Raw genomic sequence first — 18228 nt, 5'->3', positions numbered from 1 at the left:
GCGCAAACCGAGTTGCGCTAGAGCTGCTTCGTCAACACCAGCCCGCTGTAGGAATAGCCGTTGACATTCACGCCCTGCATCGGCACCATGCTCACGCCCTGGCCCCTACCGGCTTTGTGCAGCTGCGGCACCACAATGCCCATGGTAGCTCCCACGGCGTAGCCAACGATATTATCGGTTAAGAAGTGCTTGCCAGCCTCTAGGCGGTAGTAGCCCACGGCGGCGGGCACGAGGGCCGCGGCACCCCACACAAACGGCTCAGCCGTCGAACCGGGGTTGAAATCGTGGAAAACTTTGGCGGCGAAAAACGTGGCCGTGGCCGTATGAGCGGTGTGGCCGGCAAAGAAGGAATTGGTTGCGATTTTGCCGGAACGGCGGCCGCCGCCTTCCGTGCCGTAGAGGTAGGGACGGTACCGGTACACGTTGCCCACGGTCATGGTGAACATGGCGTCGGTGGCGAGCATGGTTTGGAGGTAAAGCCCCAACACTTGGCCGTAGCGGCCGCGCACTTCGGGGTTCAGGGCCAGCAGGCCGGGCGCAATTAGTAGCGTAGGATAGCAGAGTAGGTCGCTGACGGTTTGGGCCCGTTCATCGTAGTTGCCAGCTGCAAACCGGTCAATTTTGGGCACATCGTTGCGGTCCAACGCGGCAAGCTGCTCAGGAGTCAGTCCCGATTTTTGCTGAACCAGGTACAAGCCAGTGCCGGTCAGCACGGTGAGGCCGGCGGTGATGGAACCATCTACCAGGAAGCTGGTGCGGTAAGGCGAGGGCGACTGTTGAGCGGTGGCAACGGGGGCCGACCCTAAAAACAAACTTCCCGAAAGTGCAAGGGAGAAAAAGAGCTTCATAAGCGTGTAAGAAATTGAATAGAAGCTCAAACGAGGAATAACGGCATGAGGTTAGTTTCGCCGCCGAAGATTGAGGCTGAACAGTGCGGCGGCCGGGCGTGATTATTGCTCTATCACACCTCAATAATTGGTGAATCAGTTACTTACATCCCATAACAGCCCGATACGGTTGCCGTCCGCATTTCCCTCTGAGTCTAGGACTCCTACGCATTTCACGCCTCCACCATTCGCTGTTACCTTCGCCGTGCGTTCCATCGCATAGGCACGTTGCGCCTGCTAGTGCGCTAACAAACTGAGTATTGGCCGTTGGCAGAACGGGGGATTCGGCAGTGCGAATGGCGGCGGCCAATAGCCGCAAACACCGGCAACACCGCACGGCGATAAGCGGCTTTTATTCAAAAAAAGGCTTAAGCAACAACCACTTTGGCTCGCCTTTTAGCGCAGGGCATCTCTTCTCATCCAACCGGTGCTCGTCACATTTTCCCAGTTGGTGAACGTCACGTACACTGCCTCACCACGGGTTTCACCCAGCCTCACTTTGTCGCCACGCACGCAGTGTGCTTTGCGGGGGGCGGTGAGGTCGGGCGTGTTGTAGAAATAGGACCGGTCGACCTGGACCACGGCGGTTCGGGCATTGCTAGACACCGTTGGGACCGGCTGCAGAGGGGCCTCAGGGGTTGCGCGGGCATCGTTCGCAGTTGCATTGGCAGCGGCAGCTGGCGGGTTCGCAGCGCCCCCTCGAGGGGCTGTTTCGGGCGCTGAGCCTGCCGAAATCCTGGCCAGTTCCCGGACCTTTAGCCAGCCGGTACTCTTGACCCCATTGGGCGTTACAAAGCCGGTTTTCACGAAACCGTTCAACTCGCCCTCACCGTAGAACACGTCGCCGCGTCGCAGATAGCGGCCGTTGGGGGTTGATTGCTGGGGAGAATCAAAAAAATATGCCGTCCCCACCGCCACCTGGTAGCGGCGTCCTGCCCCAGTAAGCCGTTGGGAGGCGGCGGTTACAGTGGCATCAGAGACCTCTTCCGGAGCCGTGGTACCATCTGCTACCGGCGCAACGGGCGGGTCGACCAGCAACTCAGAATCGGAACGGCGGGGCTTATCTTCGGAACACGAGCCCAAAGTTGCCATCGCACAAAGTAGACCATACGCCAAAGCCAACGAACGCAAATGCGTACGGTTTATGGCCGCGGCGACGGGCCGGGATGCGTGGTATTTGGATGGAGGTAAAAGCATTGCCGTTTTGTTCAGCCAAGGATTTCCTTGCTTACTGCGAAACGCATACGTGGTTTCGTTCTCAAGCAGCGATTTTAGTTCGCGACTTTGAGTGAAAGGCTGCACGCGCCACCCGACACAACCAACGCGGCGGCCTCAGGCCTTCACACCACGCGAATCCACGGCCGAGCAGCTGCAATGAGGTCTTTGCTGGCAAATTTGAAAGTGAGCGTGTTGCCAGCGCCCGTTTGAATGGCGGTGGTATAAAACGTCATCCACAGGGATTGCTCGGAATGGAATGGCCCGAACGCCGACCACGGAATGAGCAGCGGCGGGTGCCCGGTGCCGAACGGGAAACCGGTGGACAGGGCCAGGCCCTCGGCCGAAGCACCTGCCTGCATGGCTCCGCGGTAGCTCACGCCACCCACGCTCGCTTGGCCCAGCCGGAACTGCGGCCCCGGCGGCAGGGCCGCCACGCGGTATTGTGCGGCCAGCCGCTGCCAGCCACCCAGGGCCACCAGTTTCACCACCAAGCACCAGAACCCCACGAACGCGGCCAAAGCCAGGGGTGGAATCAGCAGAAAATAGTAGTTCATGGCGTAGCATACGGTGGGGCGAACTGAACGGTGCGGAAGCAGCGGCAGTAGCAGGCGAGACTGGAAGTTGGCAGTAAGAGGGAATTTCACCCCTGCCAGCCCCGTTTCGCGTCATATACGAAGCCAAAAGTGCGACAAGCCTAACGACAAACCGAAGGCCCCATTGCGGTTGCAACGGAGCCTTTTGGGTTTGCAGTAAAGGATGACTCAACTGGCATTCAGCCAATGTGTGACTTCCTGTATCAGCAACGGCAGGTGGCGCACCACAAGGCCCGATAACATTTCATTGAAATCGGTGCCGTAGGTGTGCACTATGCGTTTGCGGGAATGATTTGGCAGGTGTATGAGAACTGAAACGCGGGGTTGGCCCTGTGGATACGCCGACGACTTCACCGATGATTTCGAAGTTGTGCTCGGTGGCGCAGTAGGTGCTACTCAGTTTCTTAAGAAACAGCATGAAGCGGGAGAGACGATTGGACTGCGCTCAGCAGGACGGGATTTTTTCTTGGCAAGCCCCGCTCCTACTACAGCGCCGGAATCTTGGCGCCGCGCTCACGAGCTACGTCCTGCGCAATCTCATAGCCGGCATCGGCGTGGCGGAAGATGCCCATGCCGGGGTCGGTGGTGAGAACGCGGCGCAGGCGTTCGGCTTTTTCAGGGGTGCCGGTGGCTACTATCACCATGCCGGAATGGGTAGAGTTGCCGATGCCCACGCCGCCGCCGTTGTGCAGGCTCACCCAGTCGGCTCCGCTGGCGCAGTTGGCCAGGGCGTTGAGCAGGGGCCAGTCGGCCACGGCGTCGGAGCCGTCCTTCATCCCTTCCGTTTCGCGATTGGGCGAAGCCACCGAGCCGCAGTCGAGGTGGTCGCGGCCGATGACGATGGGAGCCGAGACTTCGCCCCGCGCCACGAGGTCGTTGATGACGAGGCCGAACTTCTCGCGCTCACCATAACCCAGCCAGCACACGCGGGCCGGCAGACCGATGAAGGGCACTTTGGCCTGCGCCTTTTCAATCCAGCGGGCCAGCATCTTGTTATCGGGGAAGGTTTCGAGCAGGGCGCGGTCGATGCGCAGAATGTCCTGCGGGTCGCCGCTGAGAGCCGCCCATCGGAAGGGCCCCTTGCCCTCGCAAAACAGCGGGCGGATATAGCCGGGCACGAAGCCAGGATACAGAAATTGGCCGGCTTCGTCGCGCACCTTTAGGCCGCCTTTTTCGGCCTGGCCGCGCAGGTTGTTGCCGTAGTCTACGGCAATGGTGCCGCGCCGCTGCATTTCCAGAATGGCTTCGACGTGCTTTACGATGGAAGCCAGGGCTTGCTTTTTGAACTCTTCGGGGTTGGCGGCGCGCAGGGCCAGCACTTCGGCTACGTCGCCTTCGGGAATGTAATCCATCAGGTCGTGGGCCGAGGTTTGGTCGGTCACGATTTCGGGTTTGAAGCCCAGGTCCAGCAATTGCGGCAACACGGTGGCAGCGTTGCCGGTGAGGCCCACGGACCAGCCTTTGCCCTCGGCTTTGGCACGTTCGCACAGCTCCAGGGCGTGGGTAAGGTCGCGAGCCTGCTCGTCCACGTAGCCTTCGCGCACTTTCTGCTTCACCCGCTCGTCAATCGGCTCAATGACGAGGCAGACGCCGTCGTTCATGGTCACGGCCAAGGGCTGGGCGCCGCTCATGCCGCCCAGGCCGGCCGTGACGGTGATGGTGCTGCGCAGGCTACCGCCGAAATGGGTATCCGCCATGGCGGCGAAGGTTTCGTAGGTGCCCTGCAAAATGCCCTGGGTAGCGATGTAAATCCAGGAGCCAGCCGTCATCTGGCCGTACATCATCAGGCCCATTCGGTCGAGTTCGTCGAAGTACTCTTGGGTGCTCCAGGCGGGCACGAGGTTGCTGTTGGCAATGAGGACGCGGGGCGCGTGGGCCCAAGTTTTGAGCACGCCCACGGCCTTGCCGCTTTGCACGAGCATGGTTTCGTCGGCTTCTAGCTCTTTCAGGGTTTTGACGATGGTTTGGTACTCCTTCCAGTTGCGGGCGGCGCGGCCAGCACCTCCATACACAATCAGTTCATCATAAACCAACGACACGGCGGGGTCGAGGTTGTTTTCCAGCATCCGCAGGGCGGCTTCGGCTTCCCAAGTTTTGCAGCGCAGGGCGGTGCCGTGTGCGGCGCGCACGGTTTCCTCGGGCTTAAACTCGTAGAACATCGGGCGCTTGGTGTTGCCCCTGAACTTGGTGCCGGTGGCTTGCGAAAGTGAATTGGCTTCGAGGTTGAGCTCGGGCGTTGTGGTTTCGGTGGGGATGGTCGAGGGCATGGGAATTGGGTGATTGGGTGGGGTGGCGAAGATAGGAAAGTGGCCATTAGCAGCGGTGCTTCCGAAACCTATTTCCGTCCTCTGCTATTTCACCTGCAAGCAACTGGCCGCACCGCCAAGCCGTTTCTTACCGTGGCGGCGAACCTCTTACTCTCCTTCTCTGACCATGAGCACTGACTACCAACCCATCGATTGCCACTTCTACGACGAGTTGGAAGCCGCTGCCACCCAGCGCCGCCGCGTCGACCTGCAGTATTTCAACGACCTGCGTCAACTTTGCCTTGGCTCGGGCGTGATTGACACATTTTTCATCCGCGAAAAAGTAGAATTTATGCGCCTGAAATCGGGGGAGGAAATTCGGCTCGACCATATCATTCGCATCGATGACAAGCCCGCGCCCGGCTACGCAGACTACCCGGATTTCAGCTGCGCCTGCTGAGCCGCAAGCACCCAAAAATGCCCGTCATGCTGGCATAACGGGCATCCCTTTGGTTTAAGAATCAGAATCGGCTAAGCCAGGGCGGACTTAGTCGCGGCCCTGCACTAGATTCACGCCGCCGTTGGTAGTCACAGCCTTAACCGGGGCGCCGCCCTTGCCCAACGTGGTGGCCAGCTCTTTGCGCATAAAGCCCGATTTGGTGACGGGGAAGCCGGCGCGAATGCTGCCCATGTTGGTGCTGGTGAACAACTGGGCCGAATAATCCTGGGGCAGCTTCCAGTTGATGCCGCCGTTGGTGGTTTGCACATCGAGGCCCGTGCCGTCCCACTTGCTGCCCGAAAGCGTGATGTTCAGGCCGCCGTTCACGGTGTGGCCGGTCACGTTGCCGCCTAGGCTGGCCAGCGACACGCCACCGTTCACGGCTTTAAACTTGATGTCGGACTGCAGATTATCAAGGCTGATGCCGCCGTTGACGGTGTTCATTACCAAGGCCGTGGTGCGGGGCACAAATATTTCGTAGCTGACGCTGTATTGCTCGTCCTGGCCCGGGGCCGTGGCCTGCAAGCTGTTGTTGGCCGTGCTGATGGTCACTTCTTTGACGCGCTTCTGGGCATCGGCCTCGGAGTTGGCCCAGCTCTGCACTTTGGCCCGGATGCGCACATTCGAACCCGACCAGCCGTGGACGGTGATGCCGCCGTTGGCACCGCCACTAATGGTCAGAGGCTGGCCGACGGGGGCAGTCATGGTCAGGTCGCGGGTTTCGCAGTAGCGCTTGTTTTCGGTGTTACCGCGCATCCAACCGCCTTCCTCGCAGCTGATTTTGAATTGGGGCTCGGTGGTGGATTGGGCACTGACCGATAGGGTAGTGAGAGCAAGAGCAATTGCAGAAAGAAGGGTTTTCATGGGAGGTGAGGGGGTGAAAAATGAAGATTTAAAACGGTTTTGACACCAGCGCCCGCGGCTATTTAAGCCGATTTGGGAGGCGGTTGGCAGAGGGGTTACCGGGTAATTTTCGATTCGTTACACGCCGCTCGTATTTTTTTCCGGGCCCGGCACGCGCCCACTTTCTGCCAGCGGCCGTATGCTTTCTTTCACTTCTTCCCTAAAATCTCCTGCCTTATGGATAATGTAGCCGCCGGCGTCACCCAACTGCGCATTCAGCGCTTTGTCAATGTCTATTTTGTCGAAACCGGCACGCCCGGCGAGTGGGTGCTGATTGACACCGGCTTACCCGGCAGCGCCAAAACCATCATTGCGGCGGCCGACAAGCTGTTCTACCCCGGCAGCCACCCCGAGGCCATTCTGCTCACCCACGGTCACCTCGACCACTTGGGCTCGGCCAAAGAACTGGCCGACCACTGGAAGGTGCCCGTGGTGGCGCACCCGCTGGAACTCCCCTACCTCACCGGTAAGGCGCTGTATCCGCCGCGCGACCCCACCGTGGGCGGCTCACTGGCGTTTATGAGTCGCTTTTTCCCGGCGCAGCTTCCGAACCTGGGCGACCGAGTGCAGGGCCTGCACACCGACGACCCGGCGGTGCCGCACCTGATGAACTGGCGCTGGCTGCACGTGCCCGGCCACGCGCCGGGCCAGCTGGCCTTCTACCGCGAGGCCGACGGGACCCTGCTGGGGGGCGACGCCTTCGCCACCTGCCACCACGATTCTATTGCGGCCGTGCTGCTGGCCCGGCCCAAAATCAGCCGCGCGGGCACGCCTTTCAACTACGATTGGGAAGCCGCCCGGCAATCGGTGCAGCTCCTCGCCGCCCTCGAGCCCAAAGCCATTGGCTGCGGCCACGGCCCGGTGATTAAAGGCCCCGAGGCTGCTTCGGGCCTGCGGGAGCTGGCCAACAATTACCCCGTGCCCGCTCACGGCCGCTACGTGAAGGAAGCCGCCCGCACCGATGCCAGCGGCGTAGAGCACCTCCCGCCCGCCCCCAAAGACAAGCTCCCGCTACAAGCGGCCGTACTTGGCGCAGGCATTTTGGCCGCGGGCGCAGCGTGGTTTTTCACGGGCGGACGGCGGCGCGCCAAATCAAAGCCTAAGCCTGCCAATTCTTCCCTTACCGGACGAACCTACCGAGGTGGGGTGGGCAGCTAGCAGCCCGCCTTATTGCTGTTGCAGCGCAGCTACGCCCGTCAAATAGGCGGTTATGATAGTAGCGGCCAGCCGGGCCGTTTGGTTGTCGCGGTCGTAGAGAGGGTTTAGCTCCACCACTTCGAATAGTCGTACTTCGTCCTTGTTGCCGGCCAGAAAAGCCGCCTCCACGGCCTGCCTCGGAGTAAATCCGTCGGCACTGGGGGCGGATACGGCCGGGGCATAGGCCTCGGCGCAGCCGTCGATGTCGAAGCTCACAAAGGCGGGGCCGGACTTGGTGGCCCGGCTCAGGGCCCGGGTTTGGTAGAGCGCGACGCCATCCTTCTGCACGTGGGCCAGCGGTACAATGTGCGCGTCTTGCTGGTGCAGAAAATCAACGTCTTCTTGGGTATTCAGGTTGGAGTGCAGGCCGATTTCGGTAAACTCCGGGCCGGCCAGAAACCCCTCGCGCAACAGCCGGCCGAAGGGTGTGCCGCTGGTGATAGTGGGCTTGTCTTTGACGTCCGCATGGGCATCGAGGTTGATGCCGCCGACGGCCCGGCCCCCGTTGGCATCGAACAGCCCGCGCACCGTGGAATAAGTGCCATCGTGCGAGCCGCCGAGCACAACCACGCGCGGATACTGCCGGAGCAGCTCGCCCAGCCGCTCCCGAATGCGGTCGTGGTTGCGAACGTGGTCGGGGTGGCGCAAATCCAAATTTCCGGCATCGGCAATGCGCAGGTTCTTCAGGCTAATGTCGTGCTCCAGGTTGTAGGTTTTGTGGTATCGCCGCAGCTCCCGGCGAATGGCCTCGGGCGCGCCGGCCGCCCCGGCCCGGCCGCCTTCCAGCACGGTTCCAAAGTCCAGGGGCAGCCCGACAAGGCACACGTCGGCTTCGGGAAGCTCGGCGGCGGGGCGGATAAGCTCGCGCAGAAAGGTTGGCATGGGAAGTAGGGATATAAAGTGCGAATGTAGAAAAAAGGGCCGCGGGCTTGGCATCAGGGCGCATGGTAAATCCGCCAAGGGCCCACTTGCTCTTCATGCCACAAACCGGTGCGCAACCAGTGGCGTTCCGGCTTTAGCGCTCCTTTCACCACCAGCAACGGCGGCCGCGGCCATCGGGCGGCCAGGGGCACGGGGGGAGCGGCACTGTCTTGCAAATTGACGAACTGATGCTGCCACGAACGGTCGGCCTCAAACTGAGTTTCTCTCCGCAGGCTGGAATTACCATCGAAAAGGGACACCGGTATTTGGCCCAACTCAAAAGCCAGCGAGGGCAGTAACTGATTATAAACGACTACTTGGCGGCCGTTCAAACCCAAGCGCTGCAAACGCTCAGCCAGGGGCCGGGTCCCATTGAAAAGCAGCTGGTTTTGGTGCAGCAAGGTTTTGGCGGCCAGCAGCAGGAAAAGGGTGAACACCGCCGGAGCTAGCAACACGCGCAGACCAGCAGGTGCAGACCGCCACCTTACATGTTGCAGCCTCAAGAGGGCCAGCCCGACCGCCGGCCAGGCCGCCACGGCTAGGCTGGCCGTCAGCGGCATAGTCCAGACACCGGCCACCATCGGCAGCAGGGCAATAGCGCCCAGAATCACCCCCAAAAACCACCCCATTCCAAGCTGCCAACGATGGAGCGTGGCCTCTGTGCATCGGCCCAGGTAATACCCGGCCAGCAGGGCCACGCCGGGGAAGGCGGGCAGCACGTACAGCAGCAATTTGGAGCTGGACAGCGAGAAAAAACCCAGTGGCACCAGCACCCAGAACACCCACACATTGCGCCAGGCCTGCGGGAGCGTGGCCCAGGGCGTGCGCATGGCTTGCACCAAAAGCAGCCCCGACCACGGCAAGCTTACCACAGGGGCCAGCACCCAATAAAACCACCACGGCTTGCTCCGCCCAAAAATGGCCGGATTGGCAAATCGCTCCACGGTGTGGTTGAACAGAAAGTAGCGCACAAACGCGGGGTTTTCGGCAGCCAGATAAAGGTACCAGCCGAAGCCGACCACCAGAAACAGGCCCGCGCCCAGCGCATGATGCACCGTGAATGGGCGATGCCTACGCCCCTGCCGAAAATAAAAGCCGGCCACCGCCATCAGTGGCAGCACCAACCCCACCGGGCCTTTGGTCAGAAAGGCCAGGCCTAAGGCCAGCCAGAAACAGTACAGCCATACGGGCTGGCCGTATTGGTAATAGCGCAGTACTGCATAGGCGGCCGCCAGTTCCAGCGTAGCCAAGTACACGTCGGTCGTGATGTTGAGGGCGGAAATGAGCACAACCGGAAGCGTACCGTATACAACGGCCGCCGCTACGGCGCGAAGGCGGTCGCCCGGAAAGAACAATAGCCCCAAGCCGTAAACCAACCCCACCTGAGCCAGCACGGCCAGCGCCGGGAGCAGCCGCACGCCCGCCGCCGTGGGCCCCGCCACCGCCAGCCCCAGGGCCGTGAGCCAATAGGTGAGCGGCGGCTTGTGAAAATGCTGTATGCCCAGCAGCCGCGGGTGCAGCCAGTCGCCGCTGGCCAGCATCTCACGGGCGATTTCGGCATAGCGGGCTTCGCTCGTTTCCAACGGTCCCCAGGCATTGAGTCCGTAGAGCAGTCCAACCGCCAACAATGCCAGCAATAGCCCCAACACTGCCTGAGCAGAGCGTGGTTGACACAGCCCAGCTTCTGTAAAAAGTTTCATAAAATAAAGGTATAATATACTTATCATTGCACAACGCTTGCTTGCAAGGGCTCCATTTTAAATTACAAACCCCTTTTAGTCATTATTTTATCTGCGCACAGCACAAAGCTGCTTTGATTTCTCGCCCTAATCTGGCTGAGCAGATTTAGGAAAGTTGCCAAGGGCCTTCGTGCGTTTTATTTTGGTTCTGCTATGGCCACCATCCTCGTCACGGGCTGCGCCGGTTTTATAGGTTCTCACTTGTGCGAACGGCTGCTGGCCGAGGGCTATGGCGTGGTGGGGCTCGATAATTTCGACCCGTTCTATAGCCGCCGGGCCAAGGCGGAGAACCTGGCACTGCTGCAGTTTCACCCGCATTTTTCATTTTTTGAGCTGGACTTGCGCCACGGTCCTGCCGCGCTGGCGGCCTTACCCCCCGGGCCGTACTCCGCCGTGGTGCACCTCGCGGCCAAAGCTGGGGTGGGGCCGTCGCTGCGCGAGCCGGCTGCGTATATCGATACCAACGTTTTGGGCACGACGCACCTGCTGGAATGGATGCACCAGCAGCAAGTACCCAATTTGCTGTTTGCCTCTTCGTCTTCGGTGTATGGCAACACGCTGGCGCTCCCCTTTCACGAAGACGAACCGCTGTCGGCCCATTGTATTTCGCCTTATGCCGCCAGCAAGCTGGCGGGCGAGGAACTGACGTTCACCTATCACCACCTCTACGGGCTTAACGTGCTGAATGCCCGATTCTTCACCGTGTATGGTCCCCGGCAGCGGCCCGATTTGGCCATTCACAAGTTTGCGGGCCTGCTGCGGGCCGGCCAGCCCCTCCCGGTGTACGGCGACGGCAGCAGCGCCCGCGACTACACGTACATCGACGATATTGTGGACGGCATCCGGCGCAGCCTGACGTATTTGGAGGCGCACCCTGACACGTATGAAATTGTGAATCTGGGCAACAGCCACCCCATTCCGCTGCTGGAGCTGATTGCGGCCCTTGGCCAGTCCATTGGTATTGAGCCCAGACTGGATTTTTTGCCCGCCCAAGCCGGGGATGTCGCGGTTACGTTTGCCGATATCCGCAAGGCGCAGCGGCTGCTGGGCTACGCGCCCGGCACCACGTTGTCGTATGGCTTGCGGCAATTTGTGCGATGGCTCGACGCCACGGCCGGGGCTACCGTCCACCGCGCGCCGTCTACCTGGGGAAACCCGTGAAAATTGCCGGCCACAGTTACCTGTTGGGCCGCACCGGAAATTAAATCAACCAGGAATTCTGTCAATCTGCGGCCTTAACCGGCTACTTGTTGTTGCTGTGCCCGGCGTAGCAACACGATGTTGCGGAAGTATACTACGGTGCCAAACCCGTTGCCGAGGAGAAGTACCACGTCAAGGGGGTTGCGCAGCAGCGCATACACCAAAATGAGCACCGAACCGGCCAGGCTCACCGCCCAAAACCCCAGCGGCAGCACCGACTCCCCCTGTCGCTCGGAATGCAGCCATTGGTAAACAAACCGCAGCAGAAACACCGTTTGGCCCACCGCACCCAGCAGCAGCACGCCGCTCGGAATGCCGTGGCGCACCACCCCGTGGAGACTAAAATACCGGTTGCCCACCGCCGCCCAGACCAGCGTGACCACCGGAAACCCGAAGGCCGCGGCCCGAAACCAGAGCGGCAGTTTCTGCCATTCGCCCTGCAGCTGTAGGTTGCGGATGTAGATGCCGTAGCTCACCAGCTGGGCCGCCAGTATCACCGGGTCGTGGCGCAGCATGCCGTAAATAATCATCAGGAAAGACGACACCAGGCTGATTTGCCAGAACAGTGCGGGCACCAGCACCCGCCGGGCACGCTCGCTCTGCACCCATTGCAGCACAATGCGGCTGCTAAACAGCAGCTGCGCGGTGAGGCCAATAGCCAGGGTCAGCTGCTGGGCGCTAAGCACGACCATTGGGCCGGTACTGCTCCCCGATTTCGTAGTTTTTCCAGCGGCTCCTAATCCAGCGAAACCCGAACGTGTCGACCAGCGGCTTCCACGCCCGGTTCCAGAGGGTGTACTTGGCCGTGCCGGCAAAGCGCGGGAAATGCCGCACCGGCACTTGCTTCACCCGGCCGCCTTGCAGCTGCACCAACGCCCCCAGAAATCGGTGCATACCATGGAAGAGCGGCAGGCGCCTGGCATACTCCATCTTCATTATTTTCAGGGGGCAGCCAGTGTCCTCAATGCCATCGTTGATGAGGGCACGCCGCACGCCATTGGCCACTTTGGAAGAAAGCTTTTTCACGAAAGTATCCTGACGTTTGGCCCGAATGCCGTTCACCATGTCGTACTCCGGAAAGAAGTCAAAGAAGGTGAGAAAATCGAGCGGAACGGTTTGAATATCAGAATCAATGTAACCTATCAGCGTGCTTCGACAGTGGTCGATGCCGGCTTTGATGGCCGTGCTCAGGCCTTGGTTAGTACGAAGGGAAATAAACTCATAGCAAGTGCCGGGCTGGCAGATGGCGCGCAGGAGTGAGAGCGAGCCATCAGTGCTGCCATCGTCGATAAACAGCACGGTAGTAGCTACAGGCGCTTGGTTCAGAAACTTATCCATTTCCGCGACCATCTGGCGCAAGCTTTCCGCTTCGTTGTACACCGGCACCAGCACCGTCAGCGACTGGGTGGCCCAGTAAGGAGTATTTGATATGGGCAATGAAGCGGGCACAGGAGGCTATTTTCAGGAATGAAGGGGCAAAAAGAACCATTGTTTTTTCGTCCCATCTTATCAATTTTCATCAATTGCCTTGATTAAAACAAGCTGCACCGTGTTAAAAGACCAATCCGATTGTTCAGGCAAGCCGGATGCAAGGCTGCATTTTGCCCTGCTTCGGTACGCTTTTCGGTACTTAAGCTGAAGCCCGGTACCAGCTGGCAACATGGTTGGAATACCTAATGCCGGACATTGCGGGAGCGTATCCGGGAGTTTTCGGCCCGATTTTTAAGCACGCAGCAAACGCGGCCAACTACCTTAAACTGGTGTGGCGCATAAGTCCCAACGCTTGCGTGGTCCTATCTTCGGGTGCCCTTGGACCTGATTTTCATTCCTAATTCACAATGACTTTTTTTCCTTCCATCCGGCTGCTGCATGTTTGCTTGCTCGCAGGCGGCTTACTGGCGTCGCCGCTGTCCACTCTTTCGGCCCACGCCCAAGCCGCGGCTCCTATCCCTTCCTTTTACACCACCTACCACTACACGGCCTACACCGTGTTCGACAATACCAGTTCGGCACCGCCCACCGAAGTGCGCGGCGTGGGCGGCTCGCTCATTCTGCGCCCCGATGGCACCTATGAGAAGCACTTCAGCATTGTGGCCCCCAGCGGCCCGCACTATTTTAACCAAACCGGCCGCTTTACGCTGGCCGGCGACAGCATTCGCTTCGCCTTCACCGACCTGAAAGGCGCCGACGTGCAGCGCGGCACTTTCCGGTTCAACCCTACCAACATGCACCTCACCTTGACCATCATCGGCTACCCAACCGGCAACCAGGGCGTGTATGAACTGGTGGCGGCTGCCCCCGAGGCAGGCCCTGCTCCTAAAGCAGCAGGGCCCAAAGTTGGCAAAAAGCAGCGCCTCTAGCCCGGCCCTGAGCGGGCATTTGGCTGCCCCCGCCCCTTCTGGCTAACTTGCGGCCCGTTTCGGCCGCTTCTGCTCCGGCATTTGCCCGAATTGGCTCATTGTTAACCGCTAACTGCTAATTGACCCCCTATGGGACGCGCATTCGAATTTCGCAAAGGCCGCAAAATGAAGCGGTGGGATAAAATGTCGAAAGACTTTACCCGCATCGGCAAGGAAATTGTGATGGCTGTGAAAGAAAACGGCCCCAACCCCGACACCAACGCCCGCCTGCGCGCCGCCATGCAAAACGCCAAAGGCGTGAACATGCCCAAAGACCGGGTGGAAGCCGCCATCAAGCGCGCCAGCAGCAAGGAAGAAAAAGATTACCAGGAAGTTGTCTACGAAGGCTACCTGCCCCACGGCGTGGCCGTCGTCATCGAAACCGCGACCGACAACCCCACCCGCACTGTGTCCAACGTGCGCCTCATCTTCAACCGCAACGAGGGCACACTGGGCACTGCCGGCTCTTCCGACTACACCTTCACCCGCAAGGGCGTGTTCAAGCTGGCCGCCGAAGGGCTTGACCGCGACGAGTTGGAGCTGGAACTCATCGACTTCGGGGCTGAGGACGTGTACGAAACCACCGAGGAAGACGAGCACGGCGCCGAGCACAAGTACATCGTAGTTGAAACCGCCTTCACCGACTTCGGCCAGATGCAGAAAGCCCTCGAAGCCCAGGGCCGCCACGTCGTCAGCGTCAACCTGCAGCGCGTGCCCAACACCACGGTTTCCCTCAACGACGAGCAACTGGATGAAATCATGAACATCATCGAGAAGTTCGAAGACGACGAAGACGTGCAAGCCGTGTACCACACCGTAGGTTAGCGCTTAGTTTACTATTCGGAAAGGCCAAATAGAACGTCATGCTGAGCTTGTCGAAGCATCTCTACCGCCGGAGTAATTAGGTACTTCCCCGGTAGAGATGCTTCGACAAGCTCAGCATGACGTTCTTGCTTAAAATCCCTCCTGGCTTCCTGCCCTGCCGCCCCACCCCATGCCCGCTGCCGAATCCTATGCCTTAGCAGCTACCCAAGCTACTCCCGGCACGTCGGCCCACGGCGCCTATCTCCCGGCGCTCACCGGCCTGCGGGCCATCGCGGCTTGGCTGGTGTTCTTCAACCACTACCCCCTCGGCCCGCTGCCCCCGCCCGGCCCCGCCCGCGCCCTCCAGTATTTTGCGGATGAGCTACACGGCCTGCCGCTGCTATTGCTGCTCAGTGGGTTTCTCATCGCCCTGCGCTACGACACCGGCACGCCCAATTTCCGCCCGCGTGGCGGGTGGCGGCGCTACCTGCAAAGCCGCATCGCCCGCGTGTACCCGCTGTATGCCTTGCTGACGCTGGCCACGTTTGCGCTGCTCTGGCGTTGGCATTCGCCCCAGGCCACGCTGCCCCAACTGCTACTCAACCTGACGCTGTTGCGGGGCTTTTTCGACGAATACAAATTCACGGGCATCGGCCAGGCGTGGTCACTCACGCTGCTCGAGTGCTTCTACCTGGCCGCTCCCCTGCTGCTGGGCCTGCGGCGTCGGGGCGTGGCGTTGTGGGCCCAGCCGCTGCTGCTGCTTGCACTGGGGGCCGGCTTGGTAGCCTTACTGGCCCCCCTGAATTGGCATGGGCTGTTTGGGTCCTACCCGTTCATGCTCGGCTATACCTTTTTAGGCCACAGCATGGAGTTTTTTATTGGTGTGTGGCTGGCTGGCCGTTACCAGGCCGGGCGCCTGGGCACGCCCGCCGGAGCTTGGCGCACTGCCGGCGGTGTTCTGCTCTGGATAGCCGTCACGGTTGCCCTAGGCCTCACGCAAGCGCAGTTTCACAACCCCGACCACCCGCTTACACTTGTTCTTAACCTAGTGGGCTTGCCTGCCGCAGGCGGCTTGCTCTTCGCAGGCCTCGTTAGCGAGCATTCCTGGTTTCGGCACTTGCTGAGTGGCGGAATATTCCAAAAGCTAGGGCGCAGCTCCTACGCGTTCTACTTGTTGCACGCCGGACCGTTGGCATTTTGGGTGTATGATTGGCTGCCGGGGTTTTGGCTGGTAAAGCTGCTGGCTATTCAGGCTGTTTCGTATGTTATCTACCTAATAATTGAAGCCCCGCTGCAGAAATTATTTAGCGCAAAAAAGAAACAAATTCAATACTAGTCCGATAATCTGCTCACCTTACTAATTCATCTACAAAATGTATTATTTTCTTGCAGCAGTTATTATCCTCTCTACATCGTTCGAAGCGAATGCCCAAGTCGATACAGCTACAACCAGAAATGGGGCGATAAAAGGGGGAATAGGTGTCGGCTACAATGACACAAACGAAGAGAAAGGGCTCGGATTAATTTCATCCATAGGATACCAAAAAGAATTTGGCGCAAAACACAAATTAAGAATAAACCCTAACCTGCTATTTGGCAGCTTTTCTTCCGCTGGCATAACCGATACGCGTGACCAATATTATCAAATGTCGGCTCTGCAAGTTATTCTGGCTTATGATGTAATACGCTTTAAGTCAATCTCGCTTTTCCTCTCAACCGGAGGGGTACTCACTTATTCAAGGGGATTATTTGGCACCGGCGATGAGTTAGAAAAACCCGGTACTACTTCCAGGTATTTCAATAAAATATATTTAGGCGGTATCGCTGGCGCAGGAATCAGAATAAGCCCACAAAACAGCAGACTTTCTTACGAAATAAATCCACTCAACTTTGGGTTTGGCAACAATGGTTTTATACTTACAAGCCCAATACTCAGCCTTGATTATAAGCTCTAAAGCAATTATTATTTAGAAAGCAAAAATTTCAGATTCAACAATTTTAGCACAAATTAATTTAATAGAAAAGCCCCTGCTACCTTTTTAGCAGGGGCTTTTCTATTAGCTGTTTTTAATTACTTAATCCACGTTGTCATGCAGAAACCGGTTATCGCCCAACAGCTCATTATCATCTGATAAATTGAACCGCGAGATATTCTGTGCGGAGCTAGGCTCTACGTTTTCCAGCTTCACCTGACGGCGCAGATAAGCCGGGGTGTCGTATTGGCTCACGGCTTCGGGTGGCAGCCCGTTGCTCAGTTCCTGCAGGCGGCGGCGGCGCTCCAATGCTTGCGCATCCATCGCCGGACGGGTGCGGTTTTCGGGAGTTGGTACCGGGGCCGCACTTGACGTTAAAACCGGTTCGGTGGGGGCACTGGCCGGAATTCCAGCCAATGGAGGTGCATTGTGCGCCGAAGGACCATTCAAATCGAACGTGACCCGAGCGGGCTCGGGCACAGCGCTGCCAAAGCTGGGCACGAAGGGAGCAGAACCGGAGCCGCCTGCCACGGGAGCCGTTGGCGCAACCGAAACAGGTGTCACTTCAACCGGAGCAGCAGCGGCGGGTACGGACTCCGAGCCGTTGGTACCCGGCGTGTTGATGGAGTGCGCATCCCGGGCAAAACCGGTGGCAATCACCGTCACCCGAATGCACTGGCCCAGCGTGTCGTCCACACCGTGACCGAAAATCATTTCGGCGTCCTGCCCGGCTTTTTCCTGGATGTATTCCGTGATTTCCGTCAACTCGTCCATTTCCAGTTCGTGCTCAGCGCCCGACATGATGGAAAGCAGAATTTTCTGCGCGCCGTGGATGTCGGTATTGTTGAGCAGCGGCGAGTTCAGAGCTTCCTCGGCGGCGCGGCGGGCGCGGTTTTCGCCTTCGGTGATGCTGCTGCCCATTACGGCCGCGCCCGACTCCTTCATCGTCGTTTTTACGTCTTCAAAGTCGACGTTTACGTCGCTGGTCACCGTGATAATCTCGGCAATGGACTTAGCAGCCGTGGTCAACACTGTATCGGCCTTGGCGAAGGCCGCGCTCATCGTCAGGTTGCCATAAATTTGAGGCAGCTTGTCGTTAAGAATCACCAAGATGGTGTCGCAGTGCTCGCTGAGTTCTTTGATGCCGAGCTCGGCTTGCAGGCGCTTTTTCTTGCCTTCAAACAGGAATGGCGCCGTCACGATGCCCACCGTCAGAATACCCAGTTCCTGCGCAACCTGCGCAATAACCGGGGCGGCACCGGTACCAGTACCACCGCCCATGCCCGCCGTGATAAACAGCATTTTGGTGCCGTGGTTCAGCAACTCACGAATTTGCTCCTTGCTTTCCAGGGCAGCCTGGCGGCCCCGCTCGGGCTTGGCACCCGCACCAAGCCCCTCGGTGAGGTCAACCCCAATTTGAAGCTTATTAGGTACCGTGGAGCTTTGTAAGGCCTGATGGTCGGTGTTGCAAATGATAAACTCCACGTCCTTGATGCCCTGCTTGTGCATGTGCTTCACGGCATTGGAGCCACCGCCCCCCACGCCAATCACTTTGATGATTGACTTGTTCTGGGCAGGAATGTCGAATTTGTAATTCATAAAGTCGATAGGTTGATTGCTAATAGCTGGTTGCTACTCATCAACTAGCG

General features: G+C 59.2%; 17 protein-coding genes. 7 read left to right on the top strand and 10 right to left on the bottom strand.

The features are described 5' to 3' along the window. Positions 1-17: 17 nt before the first annotated feature. The 4 genes from I2I05_RS11020 to hutU form a co-directional block, all read right to left on the bottom strand. Complete coding sequence (locus I2I05_RS11020; RefSeq protein ID WP_196282300.1) at positions 18-848, bottom strand: phosphatase PAP2 family protein; 831 nt, start codon at positions 846-848, stop codon at positions 18-20. A gap of 435 nt (positions 849-1283) precedes the next feature. Next, complete coding sequence (locus I2I05_RS11015) at positions 1284-1979, bottom strand: hypothetical protein (protein ID WP_196282299.1); 696 nt, start codon at positions 1977-1979, stop codon at positions 1284-1286. Between the two features lie 248 nt (positions 1980-2227). After that, the gene (locus tag I2I05_RS11010; RefSeq protein ID WP_196282298.1) at positions 2228-2659 is read right to left on the bottom strand and encodes a hypothetical protein; all 432 of its coding nucleotides are present in this window, start codon (positions 2657-2659) and stop codon (positions 2228-2230) included. Positions 2660-3183: 524 nt separating this feature from the next. Continuing rightward, positions 3184-4965: a urocanate hydratase gene (gene hutU / locus I2I05_RS11005; protein WP_230688277.1), complete on the bottom strand. Its 1782-nt coding sequence runs from the start codon at positions 4963-4965 to the stop codon at positions 3184-3186. Between the two features lie 166 nt (positions 4966-5131). Here hutU and I2I05_RS11000 point away from each other — a divergent pair, with 166 nt between their 5' ends. Further along, a complete protein-coding gene (locus I2I05_RS11000) occupies positions 5132-5404 on the top strand; it encodes a hypothetical protein (RefSeq protein ID WP_196282297.1) in 273 nt (90 codons plus the stop codon). Positions 5405-5491: 87 nt separating this feature from the next. Here I2I05_RS11000 and I2I05_RS10995 read toward each other — a convergent pair whose 3' ends face one another. Beyond that, positions 5492-6307, bottom strand: a complete 816-nt coding sequence (locus I2I05_RS10995) for a DUF4097 family beta strand repeat-containing protein (RefSeq protein ID WP_196282296.1) — start codon at positions 6305-6307, stop codon at positions 5492-5494. A gap of 216 nt (positions 6308-6523) precedes the next feature. Between I2I05_RS10995 and I2I05_RS10990 the strand changes: the two genes are divergently transcribed. Further along, positions 6524-7504, top strand: a complete 981-nt coding sequence (locus tag I2I05_RS10990) for an MBL fold metallo-hydrolase (protein ID WP_196282295.1) — start codon at positions 6524-6526, stop codon at positions 7502-7504. Between the two features lie 9 nt (positions 7505-7513). Here I2I05_RS10990 and I2I05_RS10985 read toward each other — a convergent pair whose 3' ends face one another. Both I2I05_RS10985 and I2I05_RS10980 read right to left on the bottom strand, forming a co-directional pair. Continuing rightward, a complete protein-coding gene (locus I2I05_RS10985) occupies positions 7514-8425 on the bottom strand; it encodes an arginase family protein (RefSeq protein ID WP_196282294.1) in 912 nt (303 codons plus the stop codon). A 53-nt stretch (positions 8426-8478) separates the two neighbouring features. Further along, on the bottom strand, positions 8479-10164 hold the full coding sequence (locus I2I05_RS10980; protein WP_196282293.1) for an ArnT family glycosyltransferase: 1686 nt from the start codon (positions 10162-10164) through the stop codon (positions 8479-8481). 192 nt (positions 10165-10356) lie between these two features. Here I2I05_RS10980 and I2I05_RS10975 point away from each other — a divergent pair, with 192 nt between their 5' ends. Then, on the top strand, positions 10357-11364 hold the full coding sequence (locus I2I05_RS10975) for an NAD-dependent epimerase/dehydratase family protein (protein ID WP_196282292.1): 1008 nt from the start codon (positions 10357-10359) through the stop codon (positions 11362-11364). A gap of 74 nt (positions 11365-11438) precedes the next feature. On the opposite strand, the gene I2I05_RS10970 is transcribed toward I2I05_RS10975, so the two are convergent. Beyond that, positions 11439-12095, bottom strand: a complete 657-nt coding sequence (locus I2I05_RS10970; RefSeq protein ID WP_196282291.1) for a lipid-A-disaccharide synthase N-terminal domain-containing protein — start codon at positions 12093-12095, stop codon at positions 11439-11441. Beyond that, entirely contained in the window at positions 12082-12852 is a 771-nt protein-coding gene (locus tag I2I05_RS10965; RefSeq protein WP_317192342.1) for a glycosyltransferase, read from the bottom strand. The genes I2I05_RS10970 and I2I05_RS10965 overlap by 14 nt, the downstream gene beginning before the upstream one ends. 389 nt (positions 12853-13241) lie before the next feature. Between I2I05_RS10965 and I2I05_RS10960 the strand changes: the two genes are divergently transcribed. The 4 genes from I2I05_RS10960 to I2I05_RS10945 all read left to right on the top strand — a co-directional run bounded on the left by I2I05_RS10960 (position 13242) and on the right by I2I05_RS10945 (position 16561). Next, entirely contained in the window at positions 13242-13763 is a 522-nt protein-coding gene (locus I2I05_RS10960; RefSeq protein ID WP_196282290.1) for a hypothetical protein, read from the top strand. A 129-nt stretch (positions 13764-13892) separates the two neighbouring features. Beyond that, positions 13893-14627: a YebC/PmpR family DNA-binding transcriptional regulator gene (locus I2I05_RS10955; RefSeq protein WP_196282289.1), complete on the top strand. Its 735-nt coding sequence runs from the start codon at positions 13893-13895 to the stop codon at positions 14625-14627. A 169-nt stretch (positions 14628-14796) separates the two neighbouring features. Continuing rightward, entirely contained in the window at positions 14797-15942 is a 1146-nt protein-coding gene (locus I2I05_RS10950) for an acyltransferase family protein (RefSeq protein ID WP_196282288.1), read from the top strand. Between the two features lie 37 nt (positions 15943-15979). After that, complete coding sequence (locus I2I05_RS10945) at positions 15980-16561, top strand: hypothetical protein (RefSeq protein WP_196282287.1); 582 nt, start codon at positions 15980-15982, stop codon at positions 16559-16561. A 120-nt stretch (positions 16562-16681) separates the two neighbouring features. On the opposite strand, the gene ftsZ is transcribed toward I2I05_RS10945, so the two are convergent. Continuing rightward, positions 16682-18178, bottom strand: a complete 1497-nt coding sequence (gene ftsZ / locus I2I05_RS10940; protein ID WP_196282286.1) for a cell division protein FtsZ — start codon at positions 18176-18178, stop codon at positions 16682-16684. Positions 18179-18228: the final 50 nt, after the last annotated feature.

The organism is Hymenobacter jeongseonensis (assembly GCF_015694725.1).
GTDB lineage: Bacteria > Bacteroidota > Bacteroidia > Cytophagales > Hymenobacteraceae > Hymenobacter > Hymenobacter jeongseonensis.
The sequence above is the reverse complement of the archived record's forward strand: the minus strand, read 5'-3'. Positions and strand labels throughout refer to the sequence as shown.

Coding starts and splice junctions, on each gene's coding strand:
- I2I05_RS10945 (WP_196282287.1), top strand. CDS start 15,980: ATGTATTATTTTCTTGCAGCAGTTATTATCCTCTCTACATCGTTCGAA.
- hutU (WP_230688277.1), bottom strand. CDS start 4,965: ATGCCCTCGACCATCCCCACCGAAACCACAACGCCCGAGCTCAACCTC.
- I2I05_RS11000 (WP_196282297.1), top strand. CDS start 5,132: ATGAGCACTGACTACCAACCCATCGATTGCCACTTCTACGACGAGTTG.
- I2I05_RS10985 (WP_196282294.1), bottom strand. CDS start 8,425: ATGCCAACCTTTCTGCGCGAGCTTATCCGCCCCGCCGCCGAGCTTCCC.
- I2I05_RS10995 (WP_196282296.1), bottom strand. CDS start 6,307: ATGAAAACCCTTCTTTCTGCAATTGCTCTTGCTCTCACTACCCTATCG.
- I2I05_RS11015 (WP_196282299.1), bottom strand. CDS start 1,979: ATGGCAACTTTGGGCTCGTGTTCCGAAGATAAGCCCCGCCGTTCCGAT.
- I2I05_RS10970 (WP_196282291.1), bottom strand. CDS start 12,095: ATGGTCGTGCTTAGCGCCCAGCAGCTGACCCTGGCTATTGGCCTCACC.
- ftsZ (WP_196282286.1), bottom strand. CDS start 18,178: ATGAATTACAAATTCGACATTCCTGCCCAGAACAAGTCAATCATCAAA.
- I2I05_RS11010 (WP_196282298.1), bottom strand. CDS start 2,659: ATGAACTACTATTTTCTGCTGATTCCACCCCTGGCTTTGGCCGCGTTC.
- I2I05_RS10980 (WP_196282293.1), bottom strand. CDS start 10,164: ATGAAACTTTTTACAGAAGCTGGGCTGTGTCAACCACGCTCTGCTCAG.
- I2I05_RS10955 (WP_196282289.1), top strand. CDS start 13,893: ATGGGACGCGCATTCGAATTTCGCAAAGGCCGCAAAATGAAGCGGTGG.
- I2I05_RS10960 (WP_196282290.1), top strand. CDS start 13,242: ATGACTTTTTTTCCTTCCATCCGGCTGCTGCATGTTTGCTTGCTCGCA.
- I2I05_RS10990 (WP_196282295.1), top strand. CDS start 6,524: ATGGATAATGTAGCCGCCGGCGTCACCCAACTGCGCATTCAGCGCTTT.
- I2I05_RS11020 (WP_196282300.1), bottom strand. CDS start 848: ATGAAGCTCTTTTTCTCCCTTGCACTTTCGGGAAGTTTGTTTTTAGGG.
- I2I05_RS10975 (WP_196282292.1), top strand. CDS start 10,357: ATGGCCACCATCCTCGTCACGGGCTGCGCCGGTTTTATAGGTTCTCAC.
- I2I05_RS10950 (WP_196282288.1), top strand. CDS start 14,797: ATGCCCGCTGCCGAATCCTATGCCTTAGCAGCTACCCAAGCTACTCCC.